The 24,313-nt window shown below is 61.8% G+C and carries 21 protein-coding genes and 4 pseudogenes; 8 read left to right on the forward strand and 17 right to left on the reverse strand.

What is annotated here, in order from left to right; all coding sequences use genetic code 11:
- Positions 1–16: 16 nt before the first annotated feature.
- The 10 genes and pseudogenes from glnB to sepIVA form a co-directional block, all read right to left on the reverse strand.
- Complete coding sequence (gene glnB, locus ACO07W_RS04020; RefSeq protein WP_421841002.1) at positions 17–355, reverse strand: nitrogen regulatory protein P-II; 339 nt, start codon at positions 353–355, stop codon at positions 17–19.
- Positions 352–1,785, reverse strand: coding sequence for an ammonium transporter (locus ACO07W_RS04025; RefSeq protein ID WP_421841004.1), 1,434 nt, complete (start codon positions 1,783–1,785; stop codon positions 352–354). The genes glnB and ACO07W_RS04025 overlap by 4 nt, the downstream gene beginning before the upstream one ends.
- Positions 1,786–1,927: 142 nt before the next feature.
- Entirely contained in the window at positions 1,928–3,244 is a 1,317-nt protein-coding gene (ftsY, locus tag ACO07W_RS04030) for a signal recognition particle-docking protein FtsY (RefSeq protein ID WP_421845797.1), read from the reverse strand.
- An 80-nt stretch (positions 3,245–3,324) separates the two neighbouring features.
- Entirely contained in the window at positions 3,325–6,933 is a 3,609-nt protein-coding gene (gene smc / locus ACO07W_RS04035) for a chromosome segregation protein SMC (protein ID WP_421841006.1), read from the reverse strand.
- A 21-nt stretch (positions 6,934–6,954) separates the two neighbouring features.
- Positions 6,955–7,215: an acylphosphatase gene (locus tag ACO07W_RS04040; protein WP_421845798.1), complete on the reverse strand. Its 261-nt coding sequence runs from the start codon at positions 7,213–7,215 to the stop codon at positions 6,955–6,957.
- Positions 7,216–7,233: 18 nt separating this feature from the next.
- Positions 7,234–7,644: pseudogene (locus ACO07W_RS04045) on the reverse strand (OsmC family protein); the annotation flags it as partial.
- A gap of 135 nt (positions 7,645–7,779) precedes the next feature.
- Positions 7,780–8,667, reverse strand: coding sequence for a DNA-formamidopyrimidine glycosylase (mutM, locus tag ACO07W_RS04050; RefSeq protein ID WP_421841008.1), 888 nt, complete (start codon positions 8,665–8,667; stop codon positions 7,780–7,782).
- Between the two features lie 55 nt (positions 8,668–8,722).
- Positions 8,723–9,455, reverse strand: a pseudogene (gene rnc / locus ACO07W_RS04055) (ribonuclease III).
- The gene (locus ACO07W_RS04060) at positions 9,452–10,051 is read right to left on the reverse strand and encodes a YceD family protein (protein WP_421841010.1); all 600 of its coding nucleotides are present in this window, start codon (positions 10,049–10,051) and stop codon (positions 9,452–9,454) included. The pseudogene rnc and the gene ACO07W_RS04060 overlap by 4 nt, the downstream one beginning before the upstream one ends.
- A 117-nt stretch (positions 10,052–10,168) precedes the next feature.
- The gene (gene sepIVA, locus ACO07W_RS04065; RefSeq protein WP_421845799.1) at positions 10,169–10,906 is read right to left on the reverse strand and encodes a cell division protein SepIVA; all 738 of its coding nucleotides are present in this window, start codon (positions 10,904–10,906) and stop codon (positions 10,169–10,171) included.
- A gap of 331 nt (positions 10,907–11,237) precedes the next feature.
- Between sepIVA and ACO07W_RS04070 the strand changes: the two genes are divergently transcribed.
- On the forward strand, positions 11,238–11,366 hold the full coding sequence (locus ACO07W_RS04070) for a hypothetical protein (protein ID WP_421841012.1): 129 nt from the start codon (positions 11,238–11,240) through the stop codon (positions 11,364–11,366).
- Positions 11,367–11,476: 110 nt separating this feature from the next.
- Positions 11,477–12,268, forward strand: a pseudogene (locus tag ACO07W_RS04075) (enoyl-ACP reductase); the annotation flags it as partial.
- A 477-nt stretch (positions 12,269–12,745) separates the two neighbouring features.
- On the opposite strand, the gene ACO07W_RS04080 reads toward ACO07W_RS04075, so the two are convergent.
- Complete coding sequence (locus ACO07W_RS04080; protein ID WP_421841014.1) at positions 12,746–13,411, reverse strand: DivIVA domain-containing protein; 666 nt, start codon at positions 13,409–13,411, stop codon at positions 12,746–12,748.
- A 135-nt stretch (positions 13,412–13,546) separates the two neighbouring features.
- On the reverse strand, positions 13,547–14,485 hold the full coding sequence (gene sigB / locus ACO07W_RS04085) for an RNA polymerase sigma factor SigB (protein WP_421841016.1): 939 nt from the start codon (positions 14,483–14,485) through the stop codon (positions 13,547–13,549).
- 18 nt (positions 14,486–14,503) lie between these two features.
- On the opposite strand from sigB, the gene ACO07W_RS04090 reads away from it, so the two are divergent.
- The 3 genes from ACO07W_RS04090 to ACO07W_RS04100 all read left to right on the forward strand — a co-directional run bounded on the left by ACO07W_RS04090 (position 14,504) and on the right by ACO07W_RS04100 (position 16,446).
- Entirely contained in the window at positions 14,504–14,710 is a 207-nt protein-coding gene (locus ACO07W_RS04090; RefSeq protein ID WP_421841018.1) for a hypothetical protein, read from the forward strand.
- A 508-nt stretch (positions 14,711–15,218) separates the two neighbouring features.
- A complete protein-coding gene (locus tag ACO07W_RS04095; protein ID WP_421841020.1) occupies positions 15,219–15,833 on the forward strand; it encodes a TetR/AcrR family transcriptional regulator in 615 nt (204 codons plus the stop codon).
- A 265-nt stretch (positions 15,834–16,098) separates the two neighbouring features.
- A complete protein-coding gene (locus ACO07W_RS04100) occupies positions 16,099–16,446 on the forward strand; it encodes a hypothetical protein (protein ID WP_421841022.1) in 348 nt (115 codons plus the stop codon).
- 155 nt (positions 16,447–16,601) lie between these two features.
- Here the strand turns inward: ACO07W_RS04100 and ACO07W_RS04105 are convergent, their stop codons facing one another.
- On the reverse strand, positions 16,602–17,174 hold the full coding sequence (locus tag ACO07W_RS04105) for a hypothetical protein (protein WP_421841024.1): 573 nt from the start codon (positions 17,172–17,174) through the stop codon (positions 16,602–16,604).
- Between the two features lie 187 nt (positions 17,175–17,361).
- Positions 17,362–18,309 carry a hypothetical protein gene (locus ACO07W_RS04110; RefSeq protein WP_421841026.1) on the reverse strand — a complete coding sequence of 316 codons (948 nt, stop codon included), beginning with the start codon at positions 18,307–18,309 and terminating at the stop codon, positions 17,362–17,364.
- A gap of 56 nt (positions 18,310–18,365) precedes the next feature.
- On the opposite strand from ACO07W_RS04110, the gene ACO07W_RS04115 reads away from it, so the two are divergent.
- Both ACO07W_RS04115 and ACO07W_RS04120 read left to right on the forward strand, forming a co-directional pair.
- Positions 18,366–18,758, forward strand: coding sequence for a hypothetical protein (locus tag ACO07W_RS04115; protein WP_421841028.1), 393 nt, complete (start codon positions 18,366–18,368; stop codon positions 18,756–18,758).
- A 64-nt stretch (positions 18,759–18,822) separates the two neighbouring features.
- Entirely contained in the window at positions 18,823–18,960 is a 138-nt protein-coding gene (locus tag ACO07W_RS04120; RefSeq protein WP_421841030.1) for a hypothetical protein, read from the forward strand.
- 416 nt (positions 18,961–19,376) lie between these two features.
- On the opposite strand, the gene ACO07W_RS04125 is transcribed toward ACO07W_RS04120, so the two are convergent.
- Complete coding sequence (locus ACO07W_RS04125; protein ID WP_421845800.1) at positions 19,377–19,793, reverse strand: zinc ribbon domain-containing protein; 417 nt, start codon at positions 19,791–19,793, stop codon at positions 19,377–19,379.
- Between the two features lie 73 nt (positions 19,794–19,866).
- Positions 19,867–20,621 (reverse strand): annotated as a pseudogene (locus ACO07W_RS04130) (transposase); the annotation flags it as partial.
- 423 nt (positions 20,622–21,044) lie between these two features.
- Between ACO07W_RS04130 and ACO07W_RS04135 the strand changes: the two are divergent.
- Positions 21,045–22,673, forward strand: coding sequence for a metallophosphoesterase (locus tag ACO07W_RS04135; RefSeq protein ID WP_421845801.1), 1,629 nt, complete (start codon positions 21,045–21,047; stop codon positions 22,671–22,673).
- Positions 22,674–23,609: 936 nt separating this feature from the next.
- Here the strand turns inward: ACO07W_RS04135 and ACO07W_RS04140 are convergent.
- Complete coding sequence (locus ACO07W_RS04140) at positions 23,610–24,017, reverse strand: hypothetical protein (RefSeq protein ID WP_421841032.1); 408 nt, start codon at positions 24,015–24,017, stop codon at positions 23,610–23,612.
- Between the last annotated feature and the right edge of the window lie 296 nt (positions 24,018–24,313).

Consider the following 24,313-nt stretch of genomic DNA (forward strand, 5'->3'; position numbering starts at 1 on the left):
CAATGCGGGGCTAGCCTCATATCGCATCGTGTCCGCGTTCACCGGTGCGCACCCGCACAATTGTGTCGACCGGGCTGACCCACACCTTTCCGTCACCAATCTTGCCGGTGCGCGCAGCACGGACGATGCTGTCCACGACTTTGTCGACAACAGAATCGTCGACGACGACCTCGATACGCACCTTAGGGACGAAATCAACTGAATACTCTGCGCCACGATAAACCTCAGTGTGGCCTTTCTGCCGCCCATAGCCCTGGATTTCGCTGACCGTCATCCCCAAGACGCCCGCATCTTCGAGGCTCGTCTTGACGTCGTCGAGCGTGAACGGCTTTATGATCGCGGTGATCAGCTTCATTGCGGCTCCACCTCTACTTTCTCGCCCATTCGCTTGTCCAGGCCGTTGCGGGTGTCTGACGCCATGTCCAGACGGGGAAGAACCGAACCGCTGGCTACCGCGAAATCGTAGCCACTCTCTGCGTGCTCAGCCTCGTCGATACCCGACGATTCTTGCTCAGCATCCAAACGCAACCCAATCGTATATTTCAGGATCAAAGCCAAGATAAGGGTGACGACGCCAGAATAGACGAGAACGCTGAATGCACCGGCTGCCTGCCGTTCCAGCTGAGCAAAGCCGCCACCGTAGAACAGTCCTTTGGTCACTCCTTCGACACCGTTGATGGCCGAGCTCTCTGGAGCGGCCAGTAGACCGACCAGCAACGTGCCCACCAGACCACCGACCAGATGCACCCCGACCACATCCAACGAATCATCGAACCCGAACCGAAACTTCAGCCCGACCGCCAGCGCGCACGCAACACCGGCCACCGCACCGACGACCAAAGCTCCTAGCACGTTCACCGATGAGCACGACGGAGTAATGGCAACCAGACCTGCAACGATTCCAGAAGCCGCGCCGAGTGTAGTGGCCTTGCCATCACGAATGCGCTCGGTGAGCAGCCAGGCAAGCATCGCCATGGCAGTCGCCACCGTGGTCGTGATGAACGTCGAAGCGGCGACACCGTTGGCGCTCAGCGCTGACCCTGCGTTGAATCCATACCAACCGAACCACAAGAGCGCCGCACCGAGCATGACAAACGGCAGATTGTGCGGGCGAAACAGCGTCGTCGGCCAGCCACGCCGCTTGCCCACGACGATCGCCAGGATCAGGCCGGCAATACCGGCGTTGATGTGGACTGCGGTGCCGCCGGCGAAGTCAATCGCGTGCAGCTTGTTGGCGATCCAGCCGCCGTGTTCAGCGGTGGAGCCGTCGAACGAGAACACCCAATGCGCGACCGGGAAGTACACAAACGTCGCCCACAGTCCCGCGAACAAGAGCCAGGCACCGAACTTCAACCTGTCGGCCACAGCCCCCGAGATCAGGGCAACGGTGATGATCGCGAACATCAGCTGGAACCCGACAAACACAGTTGCCGGCAGAGTTCCCACGAGCGGGATATTCACCGCTGCGGTCTGCGCACTCGGGTCCGCGGCGGCACCGTTGATGCCAATGAGGCCCTTGAGCCCCCAGTACTGAGTAGGGTCGCCAGCGATATTGCCGACATCGTCGCCGAATGCGATGGAGAAGCCGTAGAGCGCCCAAAGCACCGTCACGACACCCATCGCGCTGATGCTCATCATGATCATGTTCAGCACGCTTCTGGAGCGCACCATGCCTCCATAGAAAAACGCCAGGCCCGGCGTCATCAACAGCACAAGTGCGGCACTCACCAGCATCCAGGCGGTATCGCCGGTATCGGGAACGCCCATGATCGGGAATTGGTCCACGCGCTATCACCTCCGGTCCACGTTGGCAGGGCTCCAGGCTTATGACTGGCGGCCTGATCCAGAACCATGCGCAAAGGTTGTTGCGGCAATGGGACCGCCATGTTTCATTGGGATTAACGTAAGACTTGCTGTGAACACACTCTCAGCCGAGCAGGGCGTCGACGAACGCCGTCGGTTCAAAGAGCGCAAGATCGTCAGCGCCTTCACCCAGGCCGACCAGTTTCACTGGGACGCCGAGCTCTTGTTGAACGCGGAAAACAATGCCACCCTTAGCCGTCCCGTCCAGCTTGGTCAGCACAACGCCGGAAATATCGACCACATCGGCGAAAACCCGCGCCTGAGCCAACCCGTTTTGCCCGATCGTGGCGTCCAGCACTAATAGCACCTCGTCGACGGCTGCCCTCCGGGTTACTACACGCTTAACCTTGCCGAGCTCATCCATCAGCCCGACTTTGGTGTGCAGCCGCCCGGCGGTATCGATTACCACAACATCGGCACCTGCAGCGATTCCTTTGTCCACTGCGTCAAATGCGACTGACGCCGGATCAGCGCCCTCAGCTCCTTGCACTACATCCGCACCCACCCGTGCGGCCCAGGTCTGCAATTGATCAGCCGCCGCGGCCCGGAAAGTGTCAGCCGCGCCCAGCACCACACGGCGCCCGTCAGCCACCAACACGCGCGACAACTTGCCAACGGTGGTGGTCTTGCCGGTGCCGTTGACGCCGACGACCAGAAGCACCGAGGGGTGGTCTTGATGCGGCAGCGCACGGATCGAGCGATCCATATCGGGTTGCAACTCCGCGATCAGCACGTCGCGCAGCACCGCGCGAGCGTCGGTTTCAGTACTTACGTTGCCGCTGGCCAGGCGACCGCGCAGTTCGGCCACCACCGAAGCGGTGGCCACCGGACCCAGGTCGGCGACCAACAGTGTGTCTTCCACCTCCTGCCAGGAGTCCTCGTCGAGGTCGCCGCCTCCGATCAGGCCCAGGATGCTGCGCCCCAGCGCGTTCTGCGACCTGGCCAGTCGTCCGCGCAGGCGTTCCAGCCGGCCTTCCGGCGGTTCGATGGTTTCAATTTCCGTGGCTTGCGCCACCTCGCTGGCTGGTTCGGCAGGCGGGGGCGAGACATCCTCAACTGCGTCGGGAGGCTCAAGTTCGGGCTCAAGTTCGGGAGGCTGGGCGGCGCCGATCGTGCGCTTCGAAGCGTCGCGAGGGACGCTCGCGTCGTCGCCGACAGCGGGCAGCCCGCCGCTATCGATCCGATCGGGGGCCGGTGCCGACTGACTGAAAGTGATGGCCGACGACGCCGCGTAGCCGCCAGATCGGTCGATCACCTTGGACTCGGGGCGAGCGGACAGATTGATACGCCGCCTGCGGTAAACCACCGCGCCCAGGGTCAGCGCGAAGATGACGACTAGAGCGGCGATGACCGCGATGGCGATCCACAGACCTTCCGACACGGTGACATCCTTCCAGGGGCGCAGCTCAATGCCGACAGCCAGGGCCGCGCGCGAACGGGCCACCTGTCGCGAAAAGAACCTCAGGAGGAACTAGAGACCAGCTGATCCACTTGCTGGCCGCGTATCCGCTGCGAGATGACCGCGGTGATGCCGTCATTTTGCATCGTGACTCCGTACAGCGCGTCAGCGACTTCCATCGTGGGTTTCTGGTGCGTGATGATGAGCAGCTGCGACTTCTCCCGCAGTTGTTCGAACAAGCCGATCAGGCGACGCAGATTAACGTCGTCCAGCGCGGCCTCCACCTCGTCCATTATGTAGAAGGGCGACGGACGCGCACGGAAGATCGCGACCAGCATCGCAACTGCGGTCAACGCCTTCTCACCGCCAGACAGCAAAGACAGCCTGGTGACTTTCTTACCAGGCGGACGTGCCTCCACCTCAATACCTGTGGTGAGCATGTCGCCGGGCTCGGTCAATCTCAGCCGACCTTCCCCGCCAGGGAACAGCGAACTGAAAACTTCACGGAATTCGCGTTCCACGTCCACGAACGCGTCGCTGAACACCTGCAGAATGCGGGCGTCGACGTCCGCCACGACACCGAGCAGATCCTTGCGCGCGGCCTTGACGTCCTCAAGCTGAGTAGACAAAAAGTTGTAGCGCTCCTCCAAAGCAGCAAACTCCTCAAGCGCCAGCGGATTCACCTTGCCTAACTCGGCCAGCTCGCGCTCGGCACGTTTGGCCCGGCGCTCCTGAGTGACGCGATCGAACGGCATCGGGGCGGGCGCCGTTACCTGTTCGCCGCGCTCGCGGGCTTGCTCGAACTCTACGAGCTCAAGCTCTGTGGGCGGCAACGGAACCTGTGGACCGTACTCGGCAACCAGGTCAGCCGGCGAGATTCCGAACTGCTCCAGCACCATTTGTTCAAGTTGCTCGATTCGCAGCGCCGCTTGGGCATTCGCCACCTCGTCGCGGTGGAGCGAATCGGTAAGTCGGGTTATCCGTTCGCTCAGCGTGTTCGTCTCGTCGCGAACCTGTGCCATCGCGGTCGAGCGCTGTTGGCGTTCGGCGGCCAGTGCGTCGCGCAATTGCGACGCCGATTCGATCACCCGGTTCAGCCGCCGCGCCAACAGCCGTCCGGAATCGGCGACCGCAGCAGCTACCTCAGCTTCACGCAGTCGCGCCGCCCGCGCTCGTTGCGCCCGCAGCCGTGCCTCCCGTTCGGCCGCAGCCTGACGTCGCAACGAATCAGCACGGCCGCGTACCGCATTGGCGCGCTCCTCGGCCGTTCGAACCGCCAACCGGGCTTCCACTTCCACGCCACGAGCGCTCTCGACTGCCTCGGCGATGAGCTGTCGGTCGGCAGTTTCGACCTCGTGCGCAGGCTGGCTCTCTTCAGCGTTTCGCAGCCGAGCTTCGAGTTCGGACACCTCGGCGAAGGTCTGCGCACGACTTGCTTCCAATTCCTCGCGCTGCTGCAGCAACCGTGTCCAGTCCTCTTCGGTCGCACGCGCCTCCTGGCCCAGCCGGCCTAGTTGCTCATACATTGCCGATATTGCGGTGTCGGACTCGTTGAGCGCCGCCAAAGCCTGCTCGGCGGAGGCCTGCCGCACGCCTTGCTCGATCAATGCGCCGGACAGCGCGGCGCCGAGCTGAGCCACCTGCTCTTCAGCAGCGGTCAGCTCGCTGCCCGCTTTGTCGATCTCCGAGGTGATCTCCAGGGTGGATGGCTTGCGGTCCGAACCACCGCTCACCCATCCGGCACCCACGAGATCACCGTCAAGGGTGACCGCGCGTAGCCAAGGACGGACCGCTACCAAATCCAGCGCTTCAGCCAGGTCGTTGACCACCGCCACTCCCGAGAGCATGGCGGCCATCGCGCCGCGCAACCGAAGTGGCGCCTCAATCAGGTCTAGCGCCCACAAGGCGCCACTAGGCAGCACAACCGCGTTCGCGGGTTCGGGATCTGGTGGGGCAGGCCAGTCGCTCAGCACAAGAGCCGCGCGACCGCCATCGGATTCTTTGAGCGCGGTGACCGCCGTACGCGCCGCGCCCGCACTGTCGGTAGCCAGCGCGTCGGCCGCTGACCCGAGCACTACGGACAACGCCGCCTCATACCCCGAACGCACCTTTACTAATTTTGCCACCGCTCCGTAAAGCCCTGAGCCACTATGGTTTTGGGCAAGCCACGCCGCACCATCCTTGCGCTCGAGGCCCACCGACAACGCATCGATGCGGGCTCTTAGCGAAGCGACCTGTCGTTCGGCATCGCGGTCGGCGGCTTGGAGTTCGGCGACGCGCTCATCAGCCAGCCGCAACGCCGCCACTGTCCGTTCATGCTGTTCGTCAAGCGCAACTTCACCCTGGTCAAGTTCACCAACGCGGGCCTGCAAGCTTTCAAACTCCGCGTGGGTCTGTTGGGCGCGTCCAGCGGCCTCCTCGATCCGCTCCGCCAACCGCGCACCGCTTTCGTCGATCGATTCCACTCGGGCGCGCATCGTCTCCACCTGGCCGGCGAGCCGCGCTAGGCCTTCGCGCCGGTCTGCCTCTGCGCGGACCGCCGCTAAGTGGGCCCGCTCAGCCTCCGCAGCGCGATGTTCACATGCAGCTAGCTCGGTACGAGCGGCCTCCAGCCGGGTGCCTGCGGCCGCCAGCTCCGCTAACAGCTGCTGCTCAGCCACAGCTACCTGTTGGGCTTCGGCCTCGAGCGCATCGGGGTCGGTGTCGCTGATCGGCACCGGCTCGATGTCGAGATGGTGGGCACGTTCGGTGGCAATGCGTATCGTTGCGCTGACTCGTTCGGACAACGCGGACAGCCCGAACCAAACGTTCTGGATCGACTCCGCCTTGCTCGATAGCGCTACCAGCGCTTCCTCGTGTGCCGCCAGCTCTGCGGATGCCACCGACAGGCGAGCGGCGGCTTCGTCATGCTCGCGGCGCATCCTGACCTCGGCCTCGAGGATCGCCTCCTGCTCGCCCCGTCGGCTAACGAGGTCGTCGGCGGTTAGCCGGAGTCGGGCATCGCGCAGGTCGGCTTGGATGGTCTGTGCGCGTCGGGCCACTTCCGCTTGCCTGCCCAACGGTTTGAGTTGGCGCCGCAGCTCGGTAGTCAGATCGGTGAGCCGGGCTAGATTTGCCGCCATGGCGTCGAGCTTTCGCAACGCTTTCTCTTTGCGCTTGCGGTGTTTGAGCACACCTGCGGCTTCTTCGATAAAGGACCGGCGGTCCTCGGGGCGGGACTGCAAGATCTCGTCGAGCTTGCCCTGCCCCACAATCACATGCATCTCGCGGCCGATACCGGAGTCGCTCAACAACTCCTGAACGTCCATCAAACGACAGCCGTTGCCGTTGATTTCATACTCGCTGGCGCCATCACGAAACATCCGCCGGGTAATCGACACCTCGGTGTACTCAATCGGCAGCGCATTGTCGGAGTTGTCGATGGTTACGGTGACCTCAGCGCGGCCCAGCGGCGCCCGCGACGAGGTGCCAGCGAAGATGACGTCCTCCATCTTGCCGCCCCGCAGCGTTTTCGCCCCTTGCTCCCCCATCACCCACGCCAGGGCATCAACCACGTTTGACTTGCCAGAGCCGTTAGGCCCGACAACTGCGGTAATTCCTGGCTCAAAACGCAGAGTCGTCGGCGCAGCGAACGACTTGAAGCCCTTCAGCGTCAGACTCTTGAGGTACACGACCAGCTAGACTACCTGCGGTTACCGCTCGCTGAAGCCATTAATCTGCTCGGTCGGCTGCGACCAATCGGCGACGACGTTGTCGACCCGGCCCGGCGTGGTTCCGCCTTGCAGCAACCGCAGCAGATCCTCACCGGCCGCACGCGGACCCTGGGCAACCACCAGCACGCGACCGTCGGCGTGGTTGGCCGCATATCCGGTAAGACCCAACTCCAACGCCCGACAGCGAGTCCACCAGCGGAAACCTACGCCTTGCACATGCCCGTGTACCCAGGCAGTCAGCCTCGTGGGCGCATCGAAAGACCCAACATCAACGACATCGAGAGCGACGGTGGTGCCCGATGCCAAGGTGCGCCCCACCGTGCACGCTAGGTCGATGGCGCGGTCGACGACCTGGACAAGGCGCTCTTTGTCCGTGTCGCACATGCCCGAGAGGTCGAGCTCCATGGTCTCGGTTAGCAGCGGATACTGCTCCCGTTCCCGGTCAGCCGCTCCGGCTACCTTGACCACTACGCGATAGTCGTCTCCCAGCCGCCGGACGAGCGGCTGCTCACTGGCCATGCCGCTGCACGCAGCGAGCGCGATCTTGAGTAGCTCGCCGGGAGTGAATACTCCGTCGACGTCCTCGGAGCCGACCAGCACCTGCGCGCCTCGCGAGCTGTGTCCCGTGTAGCGGCGCGAACCGGTGCGTTCGACCCAAAGCTGCGTCATCAGCACTCCTCTATCGTCGTTTGAACCCAGCGGTAAGGCTGGCTTGCCACGCGACAAGACCGGCCAATTCCCGTCCTGCGCGCGCCAAAACCGCCGGCGCGCGGTCACACCCACTTGAGCCGCGCAGCACAGAACTTACCGGCGTGGTCGTGTCTGACATTTCGGGCAGTAAAACGACGACCGGTTCATAAACCTTTCCCGCCGCATCACCGCGCCGCAGCGCCGGCAGTTTTGGCCTTCTCGACCGTAGGCGTCCAGCGACCGGTCGAAATAGCCCGACTCGCCGTTAACGTTGACATACAGCGAGTCAAACGACGTTCCCCCCTCGGCGAGCGCATCGCGCATGACATCGGCGGCCGCGTTCAAGACGTGCGCAAGCTGCCGGCGGGTGAGCGTGGCCGCAACCCGAGCACCGTTCACCTTGGCCCGCCACAACGCTTCGTCGGCGTAGATATTGCCGATTCCGGACACCACTTGCTGATCAAGGAGCTGTCGCTTCAACTCGGAATGCTTGCGCCGCAAACACTCAACCACGCAGTCCACGTCGAATCGCGGGTCAAGCGGATCTCGCGCCAGATGCGCCACCGGCACCGGCAGCACGCTCTCGTCCACGGTGACCAAGTCGGCAAGCAGCCAGCCCCCGAAGGTGCGCTGATCGACAAAGCTCAGCGCAGTCCCATCATCGAGTCGTGCGGAGATCCGAACATGGTCGGCGCGAGGAACGGCACCGAGCAACATCTGACCGCTCATGCCCAGGTGAACCACCAGTGCGGTGTCGGTAGGTAGCCAGCCATCGCGGTCGCCAGATTCTTGCCGCGCGTCCAGTGTCAACCACAGGTACTTGCCGCGCCGATCGGTCCCGCTGATCCGAACGCCCTGAAGGCGCGATACCAGGTCGACAGGTCCAGCTTCATGGCGACGGACCGCGCGGGCATGATGCACCCGGACCGCGGTTATTTCCCTGCCCACGACATGTGCCTGCAAACCTCGCCGCACCACCTCGACCTCGGGTAGTTCGGGCATCTAGTGATGATCGCAAGCCAGGCGGAACCACGCGAAGCGGGTCATCACAAGCGGCCTAGGCCGAGGTTTTACCTGGCATGGCACTTCCCGGCACTTCCCGGCACGTCCAGTGCCGCCCAGGCCGCTGCAGCTGCCTTTTGCTCGGCTTCCTTCTTGGAGCGGCCCACACCCGAACCGTGTTCTGTTCCCATCACGACAACCACCGCGGTGAACTCCTTGTCGTGATCCGGGCCAGTAGAGGTCACCAGGTAGGAAGGCGCACCCAGGCCTCGCCCCGCGGTCAGTTCTTGCAAGCTGGTCTTCCAATCCAGCCCGGCACCCAGCCGGGGCGCAGCATCCAGCAGCGGTTCGAACAGCCGCAGAATTACCTCGCGCGCCGCCTCGATCCCGTGTTGCAGGTAAATGGCGCCCAGCAGGGATTCCATGCTGTCAGCCAGGATGCTGGCTTTGTCGGCACCACCAGTGTTTACCTCGCCGCGTCCCAGCAGTACATGAGCACCCAGACCGACTTCGGACAGGTTGCGGGCGACGTCGGCCAACGCCTGGGTGTTCACCACGCCAGCCCGGAGTTTGGCCAAGTCCCCCTCCGAGCGGTCCGGATGACGCTGAAAAAGCTCCTCAGTGATGGTCAGCCCCAAAACGGCGTCGCCCAGAAACTCCAGCCGCTCGTTGGTGGGCAATCCACCGTTCTCGTAGGCATAGCTGCGGTGCGTCAACGCCAGCGTGAGGAGTTCGTCGGGTAAGTCGACGCCAAGCGCGTCGAGCAGAGCCTGTCGTACTGCCGTCACTGCTCACCTCGCTCTGCTCCGTCCGGGCTGTCCGGTGTTTCTGGTGTGCGCCATCCCGCCAGCTTGGCCCATCTCGGGTCGACGCGGTCATGGCGATGGCTGGGTTCAGCGGCTAGCGAGGTGCCACATTCCGGGCATAGTCCCGGGCAATCGAGTCGGCACAGGGGCGAAAAAGGGAGTTCCAGGCCGACGGCATCGATGATCGGCTGCTCAACGTCGATTGTGTCGTCAACCACACGTCCGACCTCGCCTTCCTCGGTAGTCGCCTCAGTGGTGCTGGCCGGGTAGGCAAACAATTCGGTGAGCGCCACCTGCACGCGGCTGCGAATAGCGGCCAGACAGCGAGAGCACTCGCCGGTGATGGGCCCGGCCACTGTGCCAGTCACCAAAACGCCTTCGGAAACCGACTCCACCTGTAGATCCAACTCGAGCGGGGCACCCCGGTCGATCGCTATCAGATCCAAGCCGATCCGTGCGGGGCACCTAATCGTGTCGCGCATCGTGAACATGGCTCCGGGTCGCCGGCCGAGACGCGCAATATCGAGCACCATCGGCGAAGTCCGATTGTGCTGCACCGTCCGGCTGTGCCTGACCATAGGAGAAATCCTACGGCGCGCGCCGCAAAGCGCCAGGACGCACTCGCTACTGCTGGTGTGCGCTATCCCACTCGGGACGAGAGCACGCTAAAACTGTCCCGCCAGCAGACCTTACGGCTATCTCGTGGCGTAGTCGTGAGTGCCAGCGGCGGTGCGAAGCTGATGACGCCCACGACCGACCGAGCGAATAGTTCCGTTGAGAAATTCTTCGAACTCGGCGAGCTTGGTGTCGACATACACGTCGCACTCGCCGCGCAGCCGATCGGCCTCAGCGTGCGCAGTGTCGACCAGGCGGGTGGATTCGGCGTTGGCCGCCTGGACCACCTCGTTTTGGGCCACCAGACGCTGTTGCTCCTTGATTCCCTCTTGCACAGCGTTCTCGTACGAGACATTGCCGCTTTCGATCAGGCGATCGCATTCGGATTTTGCGCGGCTGACGCTGGCCTCATACTCGCGTTTCGCCGCCGCGCCGATCCGAATCGCCTCCTCTCGAGCCTCGCCGACGATCCGCTCGCTGTGCTGGCGCGCCTCACTCACCATCCGATCAGCCTGCGCTTTAGCATCGGACAAGATCCGATCAGCCTCAGTGCGTGCGTGGTTAAGCATCGAATCCGACTCGGTGGTTGCCGAGGAGACCATGGAGTCGGCGTGCGCCTTGGCCTCGTGGAGCATCGAATCGCGCGCGTCCAGAACGTCCTGCGCGTCATCCAACTCGCCGGGTATCGCGTCTTTGATGTCGTCAATCAGCTCCAGCACATCACCGCGAGGCACCACACAGCCTGCGGTCATCGGCACGCCACGGGCTTCTTCGACAATGCCGCCCAATTCGTCCAGCGCTTCAAAGACTCGGTACACGACCATACCCTCCTGGCATCGTTGTTGTTACCAGTGTGCCTGGTGTTAAGTCTGTGGCCGCGCTGCCGGCGTCGGTGTGTCGGCCCGATTTCCGGCTCAAAAGACTCTTCAGGACCCTGGCAGAGGCCGTTCCGGCGTCCCACGAGCGGCTGCCCTGACCACGCAATCACAACAGCGCATCGCGGCGAACGTCGCGATCGGGCCGCATCAATGGCCACCAAACACCCGGGCGCACCGGATGCCCGCGATCGTCGCCCCCGGCCATCAGGGCCGACCCACACTCAGATCCCTGACGGTCGGGCTATCAAAGGTTGGTGGGTATGCTGGCTCAGTGAACGGCACTCCGAACTACGCCACAAAAGACGAGAAAACCACCGCGCTCACGCTATATATTTTCCCCACGCCGGTGGAGATCCAGCGTACTAAGTACCGTTTTCCCGAGCATTTTCTGCCGACGTAAATCGGATCGCTGTTCAGTATCCCGGAAAGCGCGATCAATCTGGATTGCCACCCCTTGAGAGCATCCCAACCCTGGCCGACGACATCTTTACTATGATGAAAACCGCGGCCCGCCAGGTAAACCAAGACAGCACCGGCGAACTCGGCGATACAACCTTTGTGTTGCGCTCCTTCCTCAAAATTGGCGGCTCGCGCGGCACCGCGGCCTCGGTGGTCGAAATGATGCGCACGGCGGCCAATGACCCCGAAGCCCGCCAACTTGTTAGCGACCCATACACGCTAAGCACAGACCGCGGCGCCGAACCCAAACTCGGTCCGCAGCCAGACTTTCGATGGCTCCGCGGACGCGAGGTCGCCCCCGAGCTTGCCGGATTCTGGGTCGGTGGATTCGTTTGGGCACCCTGCAACACACGAATAGTTAGGCGTAGCAACGCATTACAAAACTCCGCTTACGGTCGGCGGTTCCGTTACTCGGAAACAATGAGTCTAGGAAAGTCGTTCGTAGCGCCAATCGCCTCAGCGATTGTCACCGGCGTCGCAGCGGGTTTCTGGGCGCTGGGTAGCCGATACCTCGGACGGCTGCCTCGCCGATGGCTGGAACGCTTCATGCCGAAGACAGGAACCGGTCCCAGCCCACGGATGCGCCGGCGCGGCCACTACTCGGTCGAGACGTACACAACCACTACCACCGGTGCCCGCTACATGGCCACGTTCGCGCAGCAGGGCGACGCCTACGCCGGGACCGCCGTCTTGTTTGCTGAAAGCTGTCTAGCACTGGCGCTCGATCGCGCTAGGCTCTCCCCGCTGCAGGGAGTTCTCACCCCCGCCGCGGCAATCGGTGACGCGTTGCTGAACCGCCTACCCGCAGCTGGGGTGTCCATGGCGACCACCAGGCTGAGTTGATCCGGGGCGCACCTAGCCCCAACAAGGATCGATTCGCCGTACCAGCGCCAACCCCGTGTCTTCGTTCTGGGTTGGGGCAAAGCCAAGAACAATATTGCGCCCGGGCAACCAACTCAACGAGTTCAGGTGGAACCCACCCAGCCGACTCTCTCCAAGCCTTCCGATTGAGGGCCAGCACGAGGGACGAGGAAGGTGTTTTACCTAACTCATCTCGAACGGTCAGACGCGCTCGGTCGAGAACCCGGGCAGAGGCGTCGGCGCCTTGGCCGTACTTGCGTCTAGCCGAGGCCGGCCGGATAGCTGGCCGGCCGCTGCGTAGCTTTGATATCGCACGCCACTCAATTTAGCCGGTCCACCCGTTGAGCAGGGGGAACTGCTCCCACCGATTTCTTAAAACAATTTTGCTTGATTCCAGCAAGAAATTATCTCGGATTGCAGCCACAAATTATCGAAAAGCACGCCAAGAGAATCTACCGATTACGCGGCCGTGCCATTAGTCGTTTTTCTATTTGAACGCCCTCGGGCCTGATTTTGATATTTCGGCAAGTCTTTAGCCAAAATCGCTAGGGCAGATTTAAGAACGCTATTCTCATGCTTTAGTTGATCAATCTGACGTGCCTCTGCAGCGGACCGGACGCTTCCAGAATCGCCTCCGCGGGATATATTTGTACGCCTCGCTTCAACGACAACTTCAGTAAACATATGGGCATTGACCCCAGGCTGAAGACCACAACTATCATCAGCCCTCGACATGCCACTTCCGCCATTTGACCGGACGATATGCCCATTTTGCCGTCGAGACAATTCGCCATCAACGTTACCGGCGCCGTGATTGTCGTCGCCAAGTTTCTGCAGCGCCAAATATTTTCGAGCGAGTTCTTGCTCTCGCTGATTCAAAGATTCCTCCCATTTGCGGTACTTCTGCTCGCACCGCTCAAGAGTAATTTCCCATTGCGCGCAAGCTTCTTCCCGATGAACAAAGCCCTCACGTTCGTCACGGAACCTTTTGGACTCCTCAACATGCAGGAGCAACTGGTCCTCAACCATCTCAAGGAGGAGATCAACCTCTTTTTCGTCGTAGCCACGCCGCCCAAGGGATGTTCGCCGGAACGAAACATTATGAACATCAGCAGGCGTCAACACCATGGCCTTCTCCAATAAGTTAAGATCGATCCCAGTCCTACAATACTGCCCATATTATTAGCGTTTTCCGGCAAAGTCCATAGTCCGCACAATCATTATTGACGAATAACCCCTTTCCCCGCACCTGCCCCGCTGTTAGCTGGCGTAGGCGCGTAGTCGGTTGGCTGGTTGGCTGGTGCGTAGCTTGGCGATGGCGCGTCGTTCGATTTGGCCGATGCGGCCTTTGGAGAGGTCGAGCAGGGTGGCGATTTGTCCGAGGGTGTGTGGTTGTCCGTCGTCGAGGCCGAAGCGTAGTCGGATGACGTGGTGTTCTCGTTCGGTGAGGGTGGCCAGGACGGTGCGGATGTCGGTGTGGAGTAGTTCGGTGATGACGGTGTTTTCGGCGGACATGGTGTGGGTGTCTTCGATGAAGTCGCCCAGTGGGGTGGTGTCGGTGGAGCCGATGGGCATGTCGAGGCTGACGGGTTCGCGGCTGTGGTCGAGCAGGTCGTTGATTTTGTTGATGGGGATGCCGCAGTGGGCGGCGAGTTCGGCGTCGGTGGCTTCGCGGCCGAGGTTTTGGTGGATTTCGCGTTTGGTTCGTGCGATTTTGTTGACTTGTTCGACGAGGCCGACCGGTAGTCGGATGGTGCGGCTTTGGTCGGCCATGCCGCGGGTGATGGCTTGGCGGATCCACCACTGTGCGTAGGTGGAGAATTTGAATCCTTTGGTGTAGTCGAATTTCTCTACCGCGCGGATCAGGCCGAGGTTGCCTTCTTGGATGAGGTCGAGCAGCGGCATTCCTCGGCCGGTGTAGCGTTTGGCCAGCGATACCACCAGGCGCAGGTTTGCTTCCAGGAGGTGGCGGCGCGCGGCGTGTCCGTCGCGGGCTATGGCGGTGAGGTCGCGGGTGTGGTTGCGGGTCAGGTGTGTGCTGGTGTCGAGTAGATGCTGGGCATAGAGTCCGGCTTCGATGCGTTTGGCGAGGTCGACTTCGTCGGCGGCGCTCAGCAGCGCGGTCTTGCCGATGCCGTTGAGGTAGATGCGCACTAGATCGACGACTGGTCTCAGCGCCCGTGCGGTGCCCTCTGCCACAGCGACCTCCTAATCGAATTGCCGTTATTTAACGTTTACGTCATTGCCTACGTAATTGCTGGGTATGGGGTTCACCTCGATCCGCGCCGCAGGTGGCTGGTTGCTGGTTGGTCGTGCCCGGTTGCCCCCGCCGGGGAGCTGGGGCTGGCCCTGCCGACGGTGGTGGTGTCATGGCCGTCGCGGTGTGAGGCGGGGGGCTTGGATTGGCCAGCACGGGTGCTGTGAGCTGGTACAGCGTGGCCTCCTGGAAAGTCCGTGGCCCGGTCGAACCGAGCCCGCCGCGCGGGTGCGGAACCACGCCACATAGTCACATACCCACGGCATCTGAATTCGTTCAGTATTTGTATACCAGCGATATAGATATACCAACAGTATGTGGGGATGCAACCGGTGCGGCCCCTCGTGGGCCATACCGGCGCCGTACCGCCGGCGACACCCCGGATCAGCCACCACCACCGCCACCGAGCCCAGCACCACATCACACCGGGCCCAACACCCGACGAAACGGCCGTTTTCCGGCACAAACACCAATACGAGGGCGCTATGACCAGCCCCGGGACACACCCACACCCCCACCCCACGACCACCCCGGGGCCGGCCCCGACCAGCCCCACCTCAGCCAACCGGCCACCCCACACCAACCCCGCCCGACCACCCCACCCAACCCACCAAGTCCACCAGTATTCGCATACCCGTAGTATGCGAATACTGGTCGGGGTCGTATCATCGATACATGGCCAGGCTGACACGAGTCGAACAACGCGCCGCCACACGCGCGGCCATCTTGACCGCCGCACGCGTTCGGTTCCTCCGCGACGGCTACGCGGCCACCAGCCTCGACCAGATCGCCGATGACGCCGGCTTTTCCAAAGGCGCTGTCTACTCCAACTTCCGCGACAAACCCAACCTATGCCGCGAAGTCCTCCTCGGCATCCACGCCGAAAAACGCGCCCAGGTCTCATCGATCACCACCGCACCCGGCGAAGTAACCGACCTAATCAACACCATCGAGGAATGGCTCGAAAAAACCTTCGGCGACCCCGGCTGGACAATGCTCGAAATGGAATTCGCCGTCGCCGCCCGCGGCAACCCAGAACAAAACCACATGATCACCGCAATACACGAAGGCATCCATACCACCATCACCGACGCCATACGCGCCCTAGCCACCCGAACCGGCACCAACCACTTCGACACAACCACCCTCAACGAAATGACAGACCTCATCGTCGCAACAGCCCTCGGAGTCGGAGTACGACGCGCCGTCAACCCAGCAATAACAATGACACCCGCAATACACGCAATCCGTAAAGCGCTTAGCGGAAAAAATACGCTCACGCATCATTAGCCAGCCACCAGACAACCGGCCCTCCGGGACTGTCGCGGTAATGGCGTAAATAGCCTGGCAGCCTCCCCGGGGCGTCGGGGACGGAAAGATCGCGTGATGCGTGGAAATTTCGGGGCTGTATAACGGCATCGAAGAATCGGGCCGCCCGGGCTTTAGCTGATACCTGGTCTGTGCAGATCTTGTCGCGGGAAGGATATTGGTCATGTCGACTATGGCAGTAACTCGGGCTTGAGCGCGCCGGTGGCGCTGGCGGATTATCCGCGTGGTGCTCGCCGGGAGCCGCACGCCCGACGAAATCGTGCAGATCGCCCAGCTCATCGCCGGAAAAGACCGTCTTGCCGTCGACTCCGCTGCCTGGGATGTCCTCGGCAACGAAGCCGCACAACTCTTAGCGGTTCCCTCCGGCGACGGCACCATGCTTGATGCGTCCAGCAACGGCCGCTACGCGCGGAAAGTGGTGGGCGCCTGCAAAAATGAACGGGCGCACCGCCTATACTGGACAGCTCCGTTGCCGCAGAACCTTGACCAGCTGGCCCCAGCGGACCCGTCGGTACTCAGGGTCAGCGTCGACGACATGCACCGCGCACCAGCGCAGGCTCGCCCAGCGACCTGACCGAAATTCTTCGGCGGGCACGAGCGATCTACACCGATGACCAACCTATGGATAGCTGAAGTCCGAGGCTTGCGCCCAAGACGTTGGTCAACCTGGGGTAAACGTTCAGACCGACGTATTTGGGTGATACTGCTATCGGCTTTCTTGCCGGTTGATTATTGGGCGTATTGGGCGGCTTCGTGTTGTTGCCGGGAATTCATTTCTTCTGTGTTGTTCCGTAGAGCTCGAAGAACCCGATCGATACCATCGATAAGCAACCTGTTGGTATTGATTATTTCTTGATACCGCGTTTGGGACCCCTCCGTTGTTTTTCCTTGCGCTTCACTCAACCGGGAAATAGCATTGCGTGCAAGTTCTATTGCGTTATTGAGTTTAGAACGAATGTTTCCTAATTCGTCCATACTGACATCGAGACTCGCAAAGTCGTAGACCAGCTGGTTTCCATCGTCACGCGCCGGCACCGCGTACTTACTGGGAGCGCCAGTCGTGTCGAGTTCACGGCTCAACAACGCCCACGCGCGTGATTTTCCGCCGGCCGAAGAGGCCTCCGGGTACTGTTGTTCTAATCCTGCGATTTGGGTTTCCGCCTGCTTGGCCTGACCCAAATGAAATTCGTACGCCTTTTGCCCCTCGTCGAAGCGCTCGTCGAGTTCGGCGGCTCTGTGTTCAAACCTGTCACGCTCACGGTCAAAGACAGGAACCTGCTGCACCGAGTGGTCGGCCTGCATCTCGGCCTGCGTGTAGGCCTGATCCCGGGCCTGGTCGGCCTGCGTGCAGGCCTGATCCCGGGCCTCGTCGGCCTGCGTACAGGCCTGATCCCGGGCCTCGTCGGCCTGCGCGTAGGCCTGATCCCGGGCCTCGTCGGCCTGCGCGTAGACCTGTTCACAGTCCTGGTCGGCCTGCGTGCAGGCCTGTTCACAGTCCTGGTCGGCCTGGGTGTAGGCCTGATCCCGGGCCTGTTCGGCCTGGGTGTAGGCCTGAACCCGGGCCTGTTCGGCCTGCGCGTAGCCGGGCCTCGTCGGCCTGCGTGCAGGCCTGATGCCAGTCCTGGTCGGCCTGCGTGCGGGCCTGATTGGCCTGCGCGTAGGTTTGATGCCAGTCCTGGTTGGCCTGCGTGTAGGCCTGATTCCGGGCCTGGTCGGCCTGCGTGCGGGCCTGATTCCGGGCCTGGTCGGCCTGCGCGTAGGCCCGTACACAGTCCGCGTCGGCCTGCATGTAGGCATCATTCTGAGCATTGCCTGCCTGGGTGTAGGCCTGTTCACAGTCCTGGTCGGCCTGCGCGTAGGCCTGGTCGCAGTCCTGTTCGGCCTGCGCGTAGGCCTGATCCCGGGCCTGTTCGGCCTGCGCGTAGACCTGATCCCGGGCCTGTTCGGCCTGCGCGTAGACCTGATCCCGGGCCTGGTCGGCCTGCTGGTAAGCGGTGGTTTTGAGTGTGTTGGCGTTTTGTTCGATGCCGCGGGCGTGCTCTTCGTTCCAGTCAGCCCTGTTGTACAGCTTGTCGGCTTTTTCGTGGTACCGCGACCCGGATACGAGATCACGGATGGCTTGGTGGCGGCTTTCGGATTCGCGGGCGACCGCGTCGGTGTATTTCTCGACAGTGCTGTGTGGGACGTGCGAACGATGTTGGGTGTAGAGAGTGTCGTAATGTTGTTTCTGCTCGGCGATATAGGCACGTATCGCATTAGCGTTGCCGGTCTCGAAAATGTTTGGCGGGACGTCTCTTGCTGCGCTCAAACTCGGTTGGCTTGTTGGATCGACAAAACCAGAACCGTCCCCGTTATCAAGTCGGGGCCGTTTAGCAGGAAGCTCGTCGTCGTAATCGGGATTGCCGTCGTCACGCCGATGTGAACTAGGTCGGGTCACTGTTTATCACACCAGGGTTGTTCTAACGCCAGTTTCTGTTCGTGTGCATCAGCTCCTTGCTGCGCGTGAACGTGATGCGACATCAGCGCACGGTCGTAGCGCCGTTCAGGCTGGCGAGCTTCCCATTCAAGCTGGTCGCGTTTACCGTCAAGGGTGTCAACGCGCCGACGAAGTCCCCCAAGATCGTCAGCTACCTTCAGGTGAGGGTCCTCCAACGGTGTGTTGTGGTCCTTGATCTGACGAAACCGGGCAACCCGCTGTCGGTTCCGGTCAGCCCGCTGCTGGTACCGGACGGCGTGCCGCTGCTCCTGGCGAGTCCACCGTTGGTGCTGTTCAGCCGCTTGTTGTGTTGTCTTTTCCAGAGTGTTGGTTTGTTGTTCGATGTCACGGGCTTGCCGGTTGATGTGGTTCGCGTCGGAGCGCATTGCTTCGGCCTGCTCGTGAGATAGCGCCCCCGATACAAGATGCCGGAGGGCTTTGTTGTCGCCCATGTGATTCGGTACGGATCGTGCCGTGGCACTCATCGACGACCGATCGGTGCGCATCAACAACTTCTTGGTGGAATTGTTGTTGATCGGCGAAAAGCTGACGGACAGCCTCAGGATCGTCGGTGTCGTAGATCGACACCGACGATCGCCCAACGGGATCTGATAGCACGGGGTTAGGTAGATCCCGATCGAGTGTCCCGATGTCGAGCGGGAAGAGCCATGCTCAACGGACGAGGTCATGTTCCCCATCCCGCGAACACCGCATCTGCACCGTCCATCCGCACTCGCCTCCGCCCCAAGTTGAACAGCCACGTCATCGTTCACAGGTAGTCATCGATGCACGCATCACCACAGTGATCACTTGGTTAAGTGAACCAGTTACTTATCGATTTGTCTTCTCTAGCCAGATAGCGCTGACACAGACGGTTTGCTACATGCAAGGGGACCGCGCCATACGGGGAAACTGCAGGAACCCACGGCGTGTTCCCCGCAGGGGCCCAACCTGCCTTGGAGTCTCACGGCCCAAAAATCCGGAGAGGAATTTTGACCTTCTCCCGCGATTGAAGGTCGCGGGATTCCTTATGCCGTTTGGGCGTCGTTGGGTCTTCTCGCTTGTGGAAGCACACCCGCATCTGTGGGTGTTGCCTCCGGCCCGGAGGTGAGCGCGGGCTGGGTGGCCCAAGCCAGGATTGTGTTGGCGGCATGAACGTCGGCGTGGTCTTGGTGCCACATATGGCGCACCGGAATTCCGCTTGGCTCTTGCGGTTTCCCCTGGGCACTGTGGCCACAGGTGCGGCACTGCAGACTGCTGAATACGGCCGGCACATAGACAAGCGCTGTGCCTGACGCGGACGTTTTATCTTCCAAACGCTGGGTGATCAATCCCCAGCAGCTGGCGTATATACCTCGGTTCAGGCCAGCTTTGGCGGCTTTCCCATTCGGGAGGAAACGACCCGGCTGATCGGGGTCAGGTTTGGGTTTGGGTGCTCGCACCATGTTGCAGCTCGGCAGTTTCTCGACCGCCACCACGCTGTATGTGGCGGCGATCCGGGTGGTGGTCTTCTCAACCCCAGAACCCCAACGCACCGTCGCCGATCGCCAGCACCGGAGCGGTCATCCCGCCACACTTACAGTCGCGCAGTAGGTCGGCCATGACTCGGCGGATTCACGGTAGCCGTCGGTCAGCGCCACCAGCTCCTTACAGCCATCAGCGCGGACCCCGATCATCACCAGCAAACACAGCGTGGTCTGCTCCAAACCAACCTTGAGATAGATGCCATCAACCCACACCTAGACCTCGTCGGCGCCAGACAGATCCCCAGCGGCAAACGCGCAGGCCTCGTCTTGGCACCGCGCGGTCAGCCCGGTGATCGTCGATGCCGACAATCCAACTCCCGAACCCAGGAACTGTTCAAGTGCCAGGCCAAAATCCCCGCTCAACAGACCATGGAGGTACAGCAGCGGCAACACCTCGGCCATCTGCGGTGACGTGCACACCCACGCCGGCAAGATCGCCGAGAAAAACCGCCGACGTTTCCCGAATCAGGGTCGACACGGCCGTCGTTGACCCGCAGAGCCGCAACCTGGACCGCCCCGACCGCAGCCAGCACTCCGCGGGACAGGTGATAGCCGTTACCTACCACCAAGCGATAACCGTTGTCATCACGCTGATCGGCGAACTGCTCCACATACGCAGCCACCCCAGCGCTACAGCGCCGCAGCCAGCATCCACCAGGCACCCTCACCGACAATCCCATCAAGCACCGAGCGATCCTCAACAGTCTCGCCGCTGACCTCCTGCGCATCCTGAACTACGGCCAGCACGGACGTACCTTTCCAACCGGCACGCCAACACCGATCCTCGATCACAACCACTTCAACTTTCAGATCATCCTCGGGAAGATGCACCCACTTTGACACCCATCACCGAAGCTCATCCACAAGATACAATCATCGCTCAAATATGTTCTGGCACAATGTCTAACACAAAGAACTTGAGATTCTTCATGGACACTTCCACACCGAACGTAGCCCTAGAAAAATTCAGATCAGGCTTCATAGAGAGCTTGTTCCAGTCGGAGACAACCGACGGCGTGGGAGTGTTCATCAGATCTTTTTCTTTTGGTTCCTCGTCCTCAACGGCGCTTCGGGATGACCCAAGGGCATGATTCTTTGGTGCTTGTGAAACGTTTGACCGCGGCCGGAGAGATCCCTGACACTGGGGTTCCCCAGGCTCTGGCGGCCCGGATGACGATGGCTGAACAGTACGAGTGGCACCAGGCCTATCTGCGTCGCCATCGAGTGTCCCGGCGCAACTTTCTGTGCGGGTCGGCAGCGTTAGCGGCTGCGGCTGTTGTGGGGACTTCGCCGTTTGGGCGACGTGCGTATGCCCAGGACACTGCTCTGGCCGTGGCAAATCTGAGAGTCGGATACGGCGCCGATGCCTCTAGCCAGTTGCGCTTGTCGGCGCAGCTTTCCCGAAACCCGAACGCCACCAAGGTCTTTGTCGATCATGGCCCCACACCTGAGCTGGGTACGACGGTCGAGGCGGAGGTACGCAACCTGGTGACGCAGATCCCGAACAGCGATGCTGGGGTACTGGCCGCCGAACAGTTCTACGTCCACGCCTCGCTGGATGGCCTACCGGGTCGCACATCACACTTTTACCGCTGGCGCACCGAAGACGGGTTCACTAGCGGCATCCGCTCGTCTACGACCGCGATGCCCAATACACGAAACAGCATGGGGTGGTTTCGATTCACGATGATGGGGGATCAAGGCACCAATCACATGCCGCTGCTTCCTCCGGGACTAACCCGCGGTGACTATGACGACAACTACTACATACCCAACGACCACCCGTGGGTGCCCCACGCCGACAATGTGCTCAAGCAGATCATCGCTGCACAGCCGGATTTCCATGTGCTGGCGGGCGACATCGCCTACGCCGATCCTACCGGCATGGGCAAGCCAGAGAAGTTCGTTCGGGCAGGCCAGCCCCCGACCGGCTTCGACAAGTTCAATCCCTATGTTTGGGATGTATATCTCGGGTCGATCGAGGCTAGCGCTTCGACCACCCCGTGGATGTTCGCCACTGGCAACCACGACATGGAAGCCGCTTACCCGATCCACGGCTACGGCGGCCATCTGGCCCGGCTCAACTTCCCCGGCAACGGTCCGGCTGCTTGCCCGTCGGTGTACTCCTTCGTGTACGGCAACGCCGCCGTGCTTTCGCTGGATGCCAACGACGTAACCTACGAGATCACCGCCAACACTGGGTATTCTGGCGGCACCCAAAATGCCTGGGTGGAAAACACATTGGCTACCCACCGCGCCAACCCCAACATCGACTTCATTGTCTGTTTCTTCCATCAATGCGCCTACGCCACCGTCGAGGAACACGCCAGTGATGGCGGCGTGCGGGCAGCCTGGGTTGACCTATTCGACCGCCATCAGGTGGACGTGGTGCTGCAGGGCCATAATCATGCGTTCGAGCGATCAGACCCAATTCGAGGGGGCGCACCGACCAGAGTGGCCAAGGATAACTCCATCGTCTACCCCGAAACAGATGGCACCGTCTACTACACAGTGGGTTCAGCCGGACGACCGAAATACCGATTCCAACCCGGGGAGCAGGAGAGCTACCGTGGACACGAACTGGCCTCTACTTACGTGCCCAACAGCTACGTCTGGACCTCCGACGGCGAAAAGCAGCCCGAAAGCATCAGCTGGTCGCGGGTACGGTTCCGCAACTACGCTTTCATCCGAGTCGACGTGCGACCAGGGACTTTCGTCAGCGAAATGGCCGTCACCGCCGTCGACGAGTACGGCAGAGAATTCGACAGGCTGATATACCGCCGCAAAGTCCGCACCTGATAGGAATGAATACCGAGGCATCCGAGCGGCGTTATTTTGTTATCGCAGCTGCCGCCCTGGTCGTGGCCATCGGTTGTTCGTTCACAACAGTTTTCGTGGCTCGCCGCCGGCGCCGCCGCTAACTGCCCGACAGATGTGCCAGATGCGATCCTGAAAGCCCTTGTTTTGCAGGTAACTTATCCATGCGGTATCCGAAAGAGTTCCGTGATGAGGTCGTTGCTGTGGCCGCTAGGAGTCAGGTGCCGCTGAGTCAGATCACGAGGGATTTCGCGATTTCGTGAAGTTGTCTGTGGCTAATCCCCGATATCGAGGACCAGCCAATATCGCCGAACACCGTAAAGCTATCGCGCCACGCAGCCCGCACGCGACAGCCTTTCACTCCGACAGAGGAACCCGATTTCGCTCGACGCAAGTCACCCGACTACTAGCCACCAACGGGCTACCCGGATCGATTGGCCGGGTCGACGTCACCGCGCCCCGGGACGACTCACTCTGGCCGGTTTTGAGGCCATCCAGGCAACCACCCAGGCGGCAGAAACCATTGCGCATCCCGAGTGGCAACCGCATAGGGGCAACACGTCAACAGAGACCGGAGACCTCACGCCAAACCCGTTGCCGCCCGATGGTGAATCCACTGGATCAAACGTCGCCCAAGACCTACCGACTCACGGCTTTCGCAAGAGCTCTACCCATCGTCGGATCTAATCGTTCCACTGTTGAGCTCTTGCCAGCTCAAGTTCACGCCATCGCGAACACACCACGAATCGCTAAGCCTCGACCGGAGCCTCCTTTGAAGACCGCGCTCGCCGGCCCTGGTTTTCAGCCTGCGGCCTGGCCAGAAGCACAGTTGGCTGGGCCCTCGGATGGGCCGGCGCGGGATTCACTCACAACGCCGTCGCGTTGCCCTCCCGCCGATTTTCTGCGTCCCGAGTCTGGCTAGCCAACGGATGGGATCGCTGGGATCGCCGGGATCGCCGGCACCGGCGGAGGCGACGGAATCGCCGGGATCGCCGGCACCGGCGGAGGCGACGGAATCGCCGGAATCGGCGGCACCGGCGGAGGCGACGGAATCGCCGGAATCGGCGGCACCGGCGGAGGCGACGGAATCGCCGGAATCGGCGGCACCGGCGGAGGCGACGGAATCGCCGGAATCGGCGGCACCGGCGGAGGCGACGGAATCGCCGGAATCGGCGGCACCGGCGGAGGCGACGGAATCGCCGGAATCGGCGGCACCGGCGGAGGCGCGGGCTCATCAGCCTTTGCCTGGCCCGCACCGAAGCCAAGCACGCCAACCACGATGCCGACCGCGATAGCGGCCCTTGAAATGAAGTGCTGCAATTTCATCGCGACTCTCCTCGTTCGTGTCCGCCAACGCCGGGAATGCGCCCACCAGTGCGCGCGTGGTCTGCTGTCTACCCGCCATGTGCGAAATCGGCAACCGGACGCCGGTAGCCGTCGTTGACCGCGACTCGCCAAAGCTGGACCACAGCGCCTCCGCGATGGGAGGATGATCCCGCCAGCGCATGCGGTCAGGCCGCGATACGGTGATAGCGTACGTCGACGAAAACAGTGTCGCGAAGACGAAGCGATAAGCATCTCGTTGCCGCACCGGCGATATCCGCCATGGCTAACAGCTGGCA

The organism is Mycobacterium sp. (genome assembly GCF_965230835.1).
Lineage (GTDB): Bacteria > Actinomycetota > Actinomycetes > Mycobacteriales > Mycobacteriaceae > Mycobacterium.

Coding starts and splice junctions, on each gene's coding strand:
- ACO07W_RS04125 (WP_421845800.1), bottom strand. CDS start 19,793: ATGGTGCGAGCACCCAAACCCAAACCTGACCCCGATCAGCCGGGTCGT.
- ACO07W_RS04135 (WP_421845801.1), top strand. CDS start 21,045: ATGACGATGGCTGAACAGTACGAGTGGCACCAGGCCTATCTGCGTCGC.
- ACO07W_RS04060 (WP_421841010.1), bottom strand. CDS start 10,051: ATGGTCAGGCACAGCCGGACGGTGCAGCACAATCGGACTTCGCCGATG.
- ACO07W_RS04095 (WP_421841020.1), top strand. CDS start 15,219: ATGGCCAGGCTGACACGAGTCGAACAACGCGCCGCCACACGCGCGGCC.
- ACO07W_RS04105 (WP_421841024.1), bottom strand. CDS start 17,174: ATGCAGGCCGACCACTCGGTGCAGCAGGTTCCTGTCTTTGACCGTGAG.
- mutM (WP_421841008.1), bottom strand. CDS start 8,667: ATGCCCGAACTACCCGAGGTCGAGGTGGTGCGGCGAGGTTTGCAGGCA.
- glnB (WP_421841002.1), bottom strand. CDS start 355: ATGAAGCTGATCACCGCGATCATAAAGCCGTTCACGCTCGACGACGTC.
- ACO07W_RS04140 (WP_421841032.1), bottom strand. CDS start 24,017: ATGAAATTGCAGCACTTCATTTCAAGGGCCGCTATCGCGGTCGGCATC.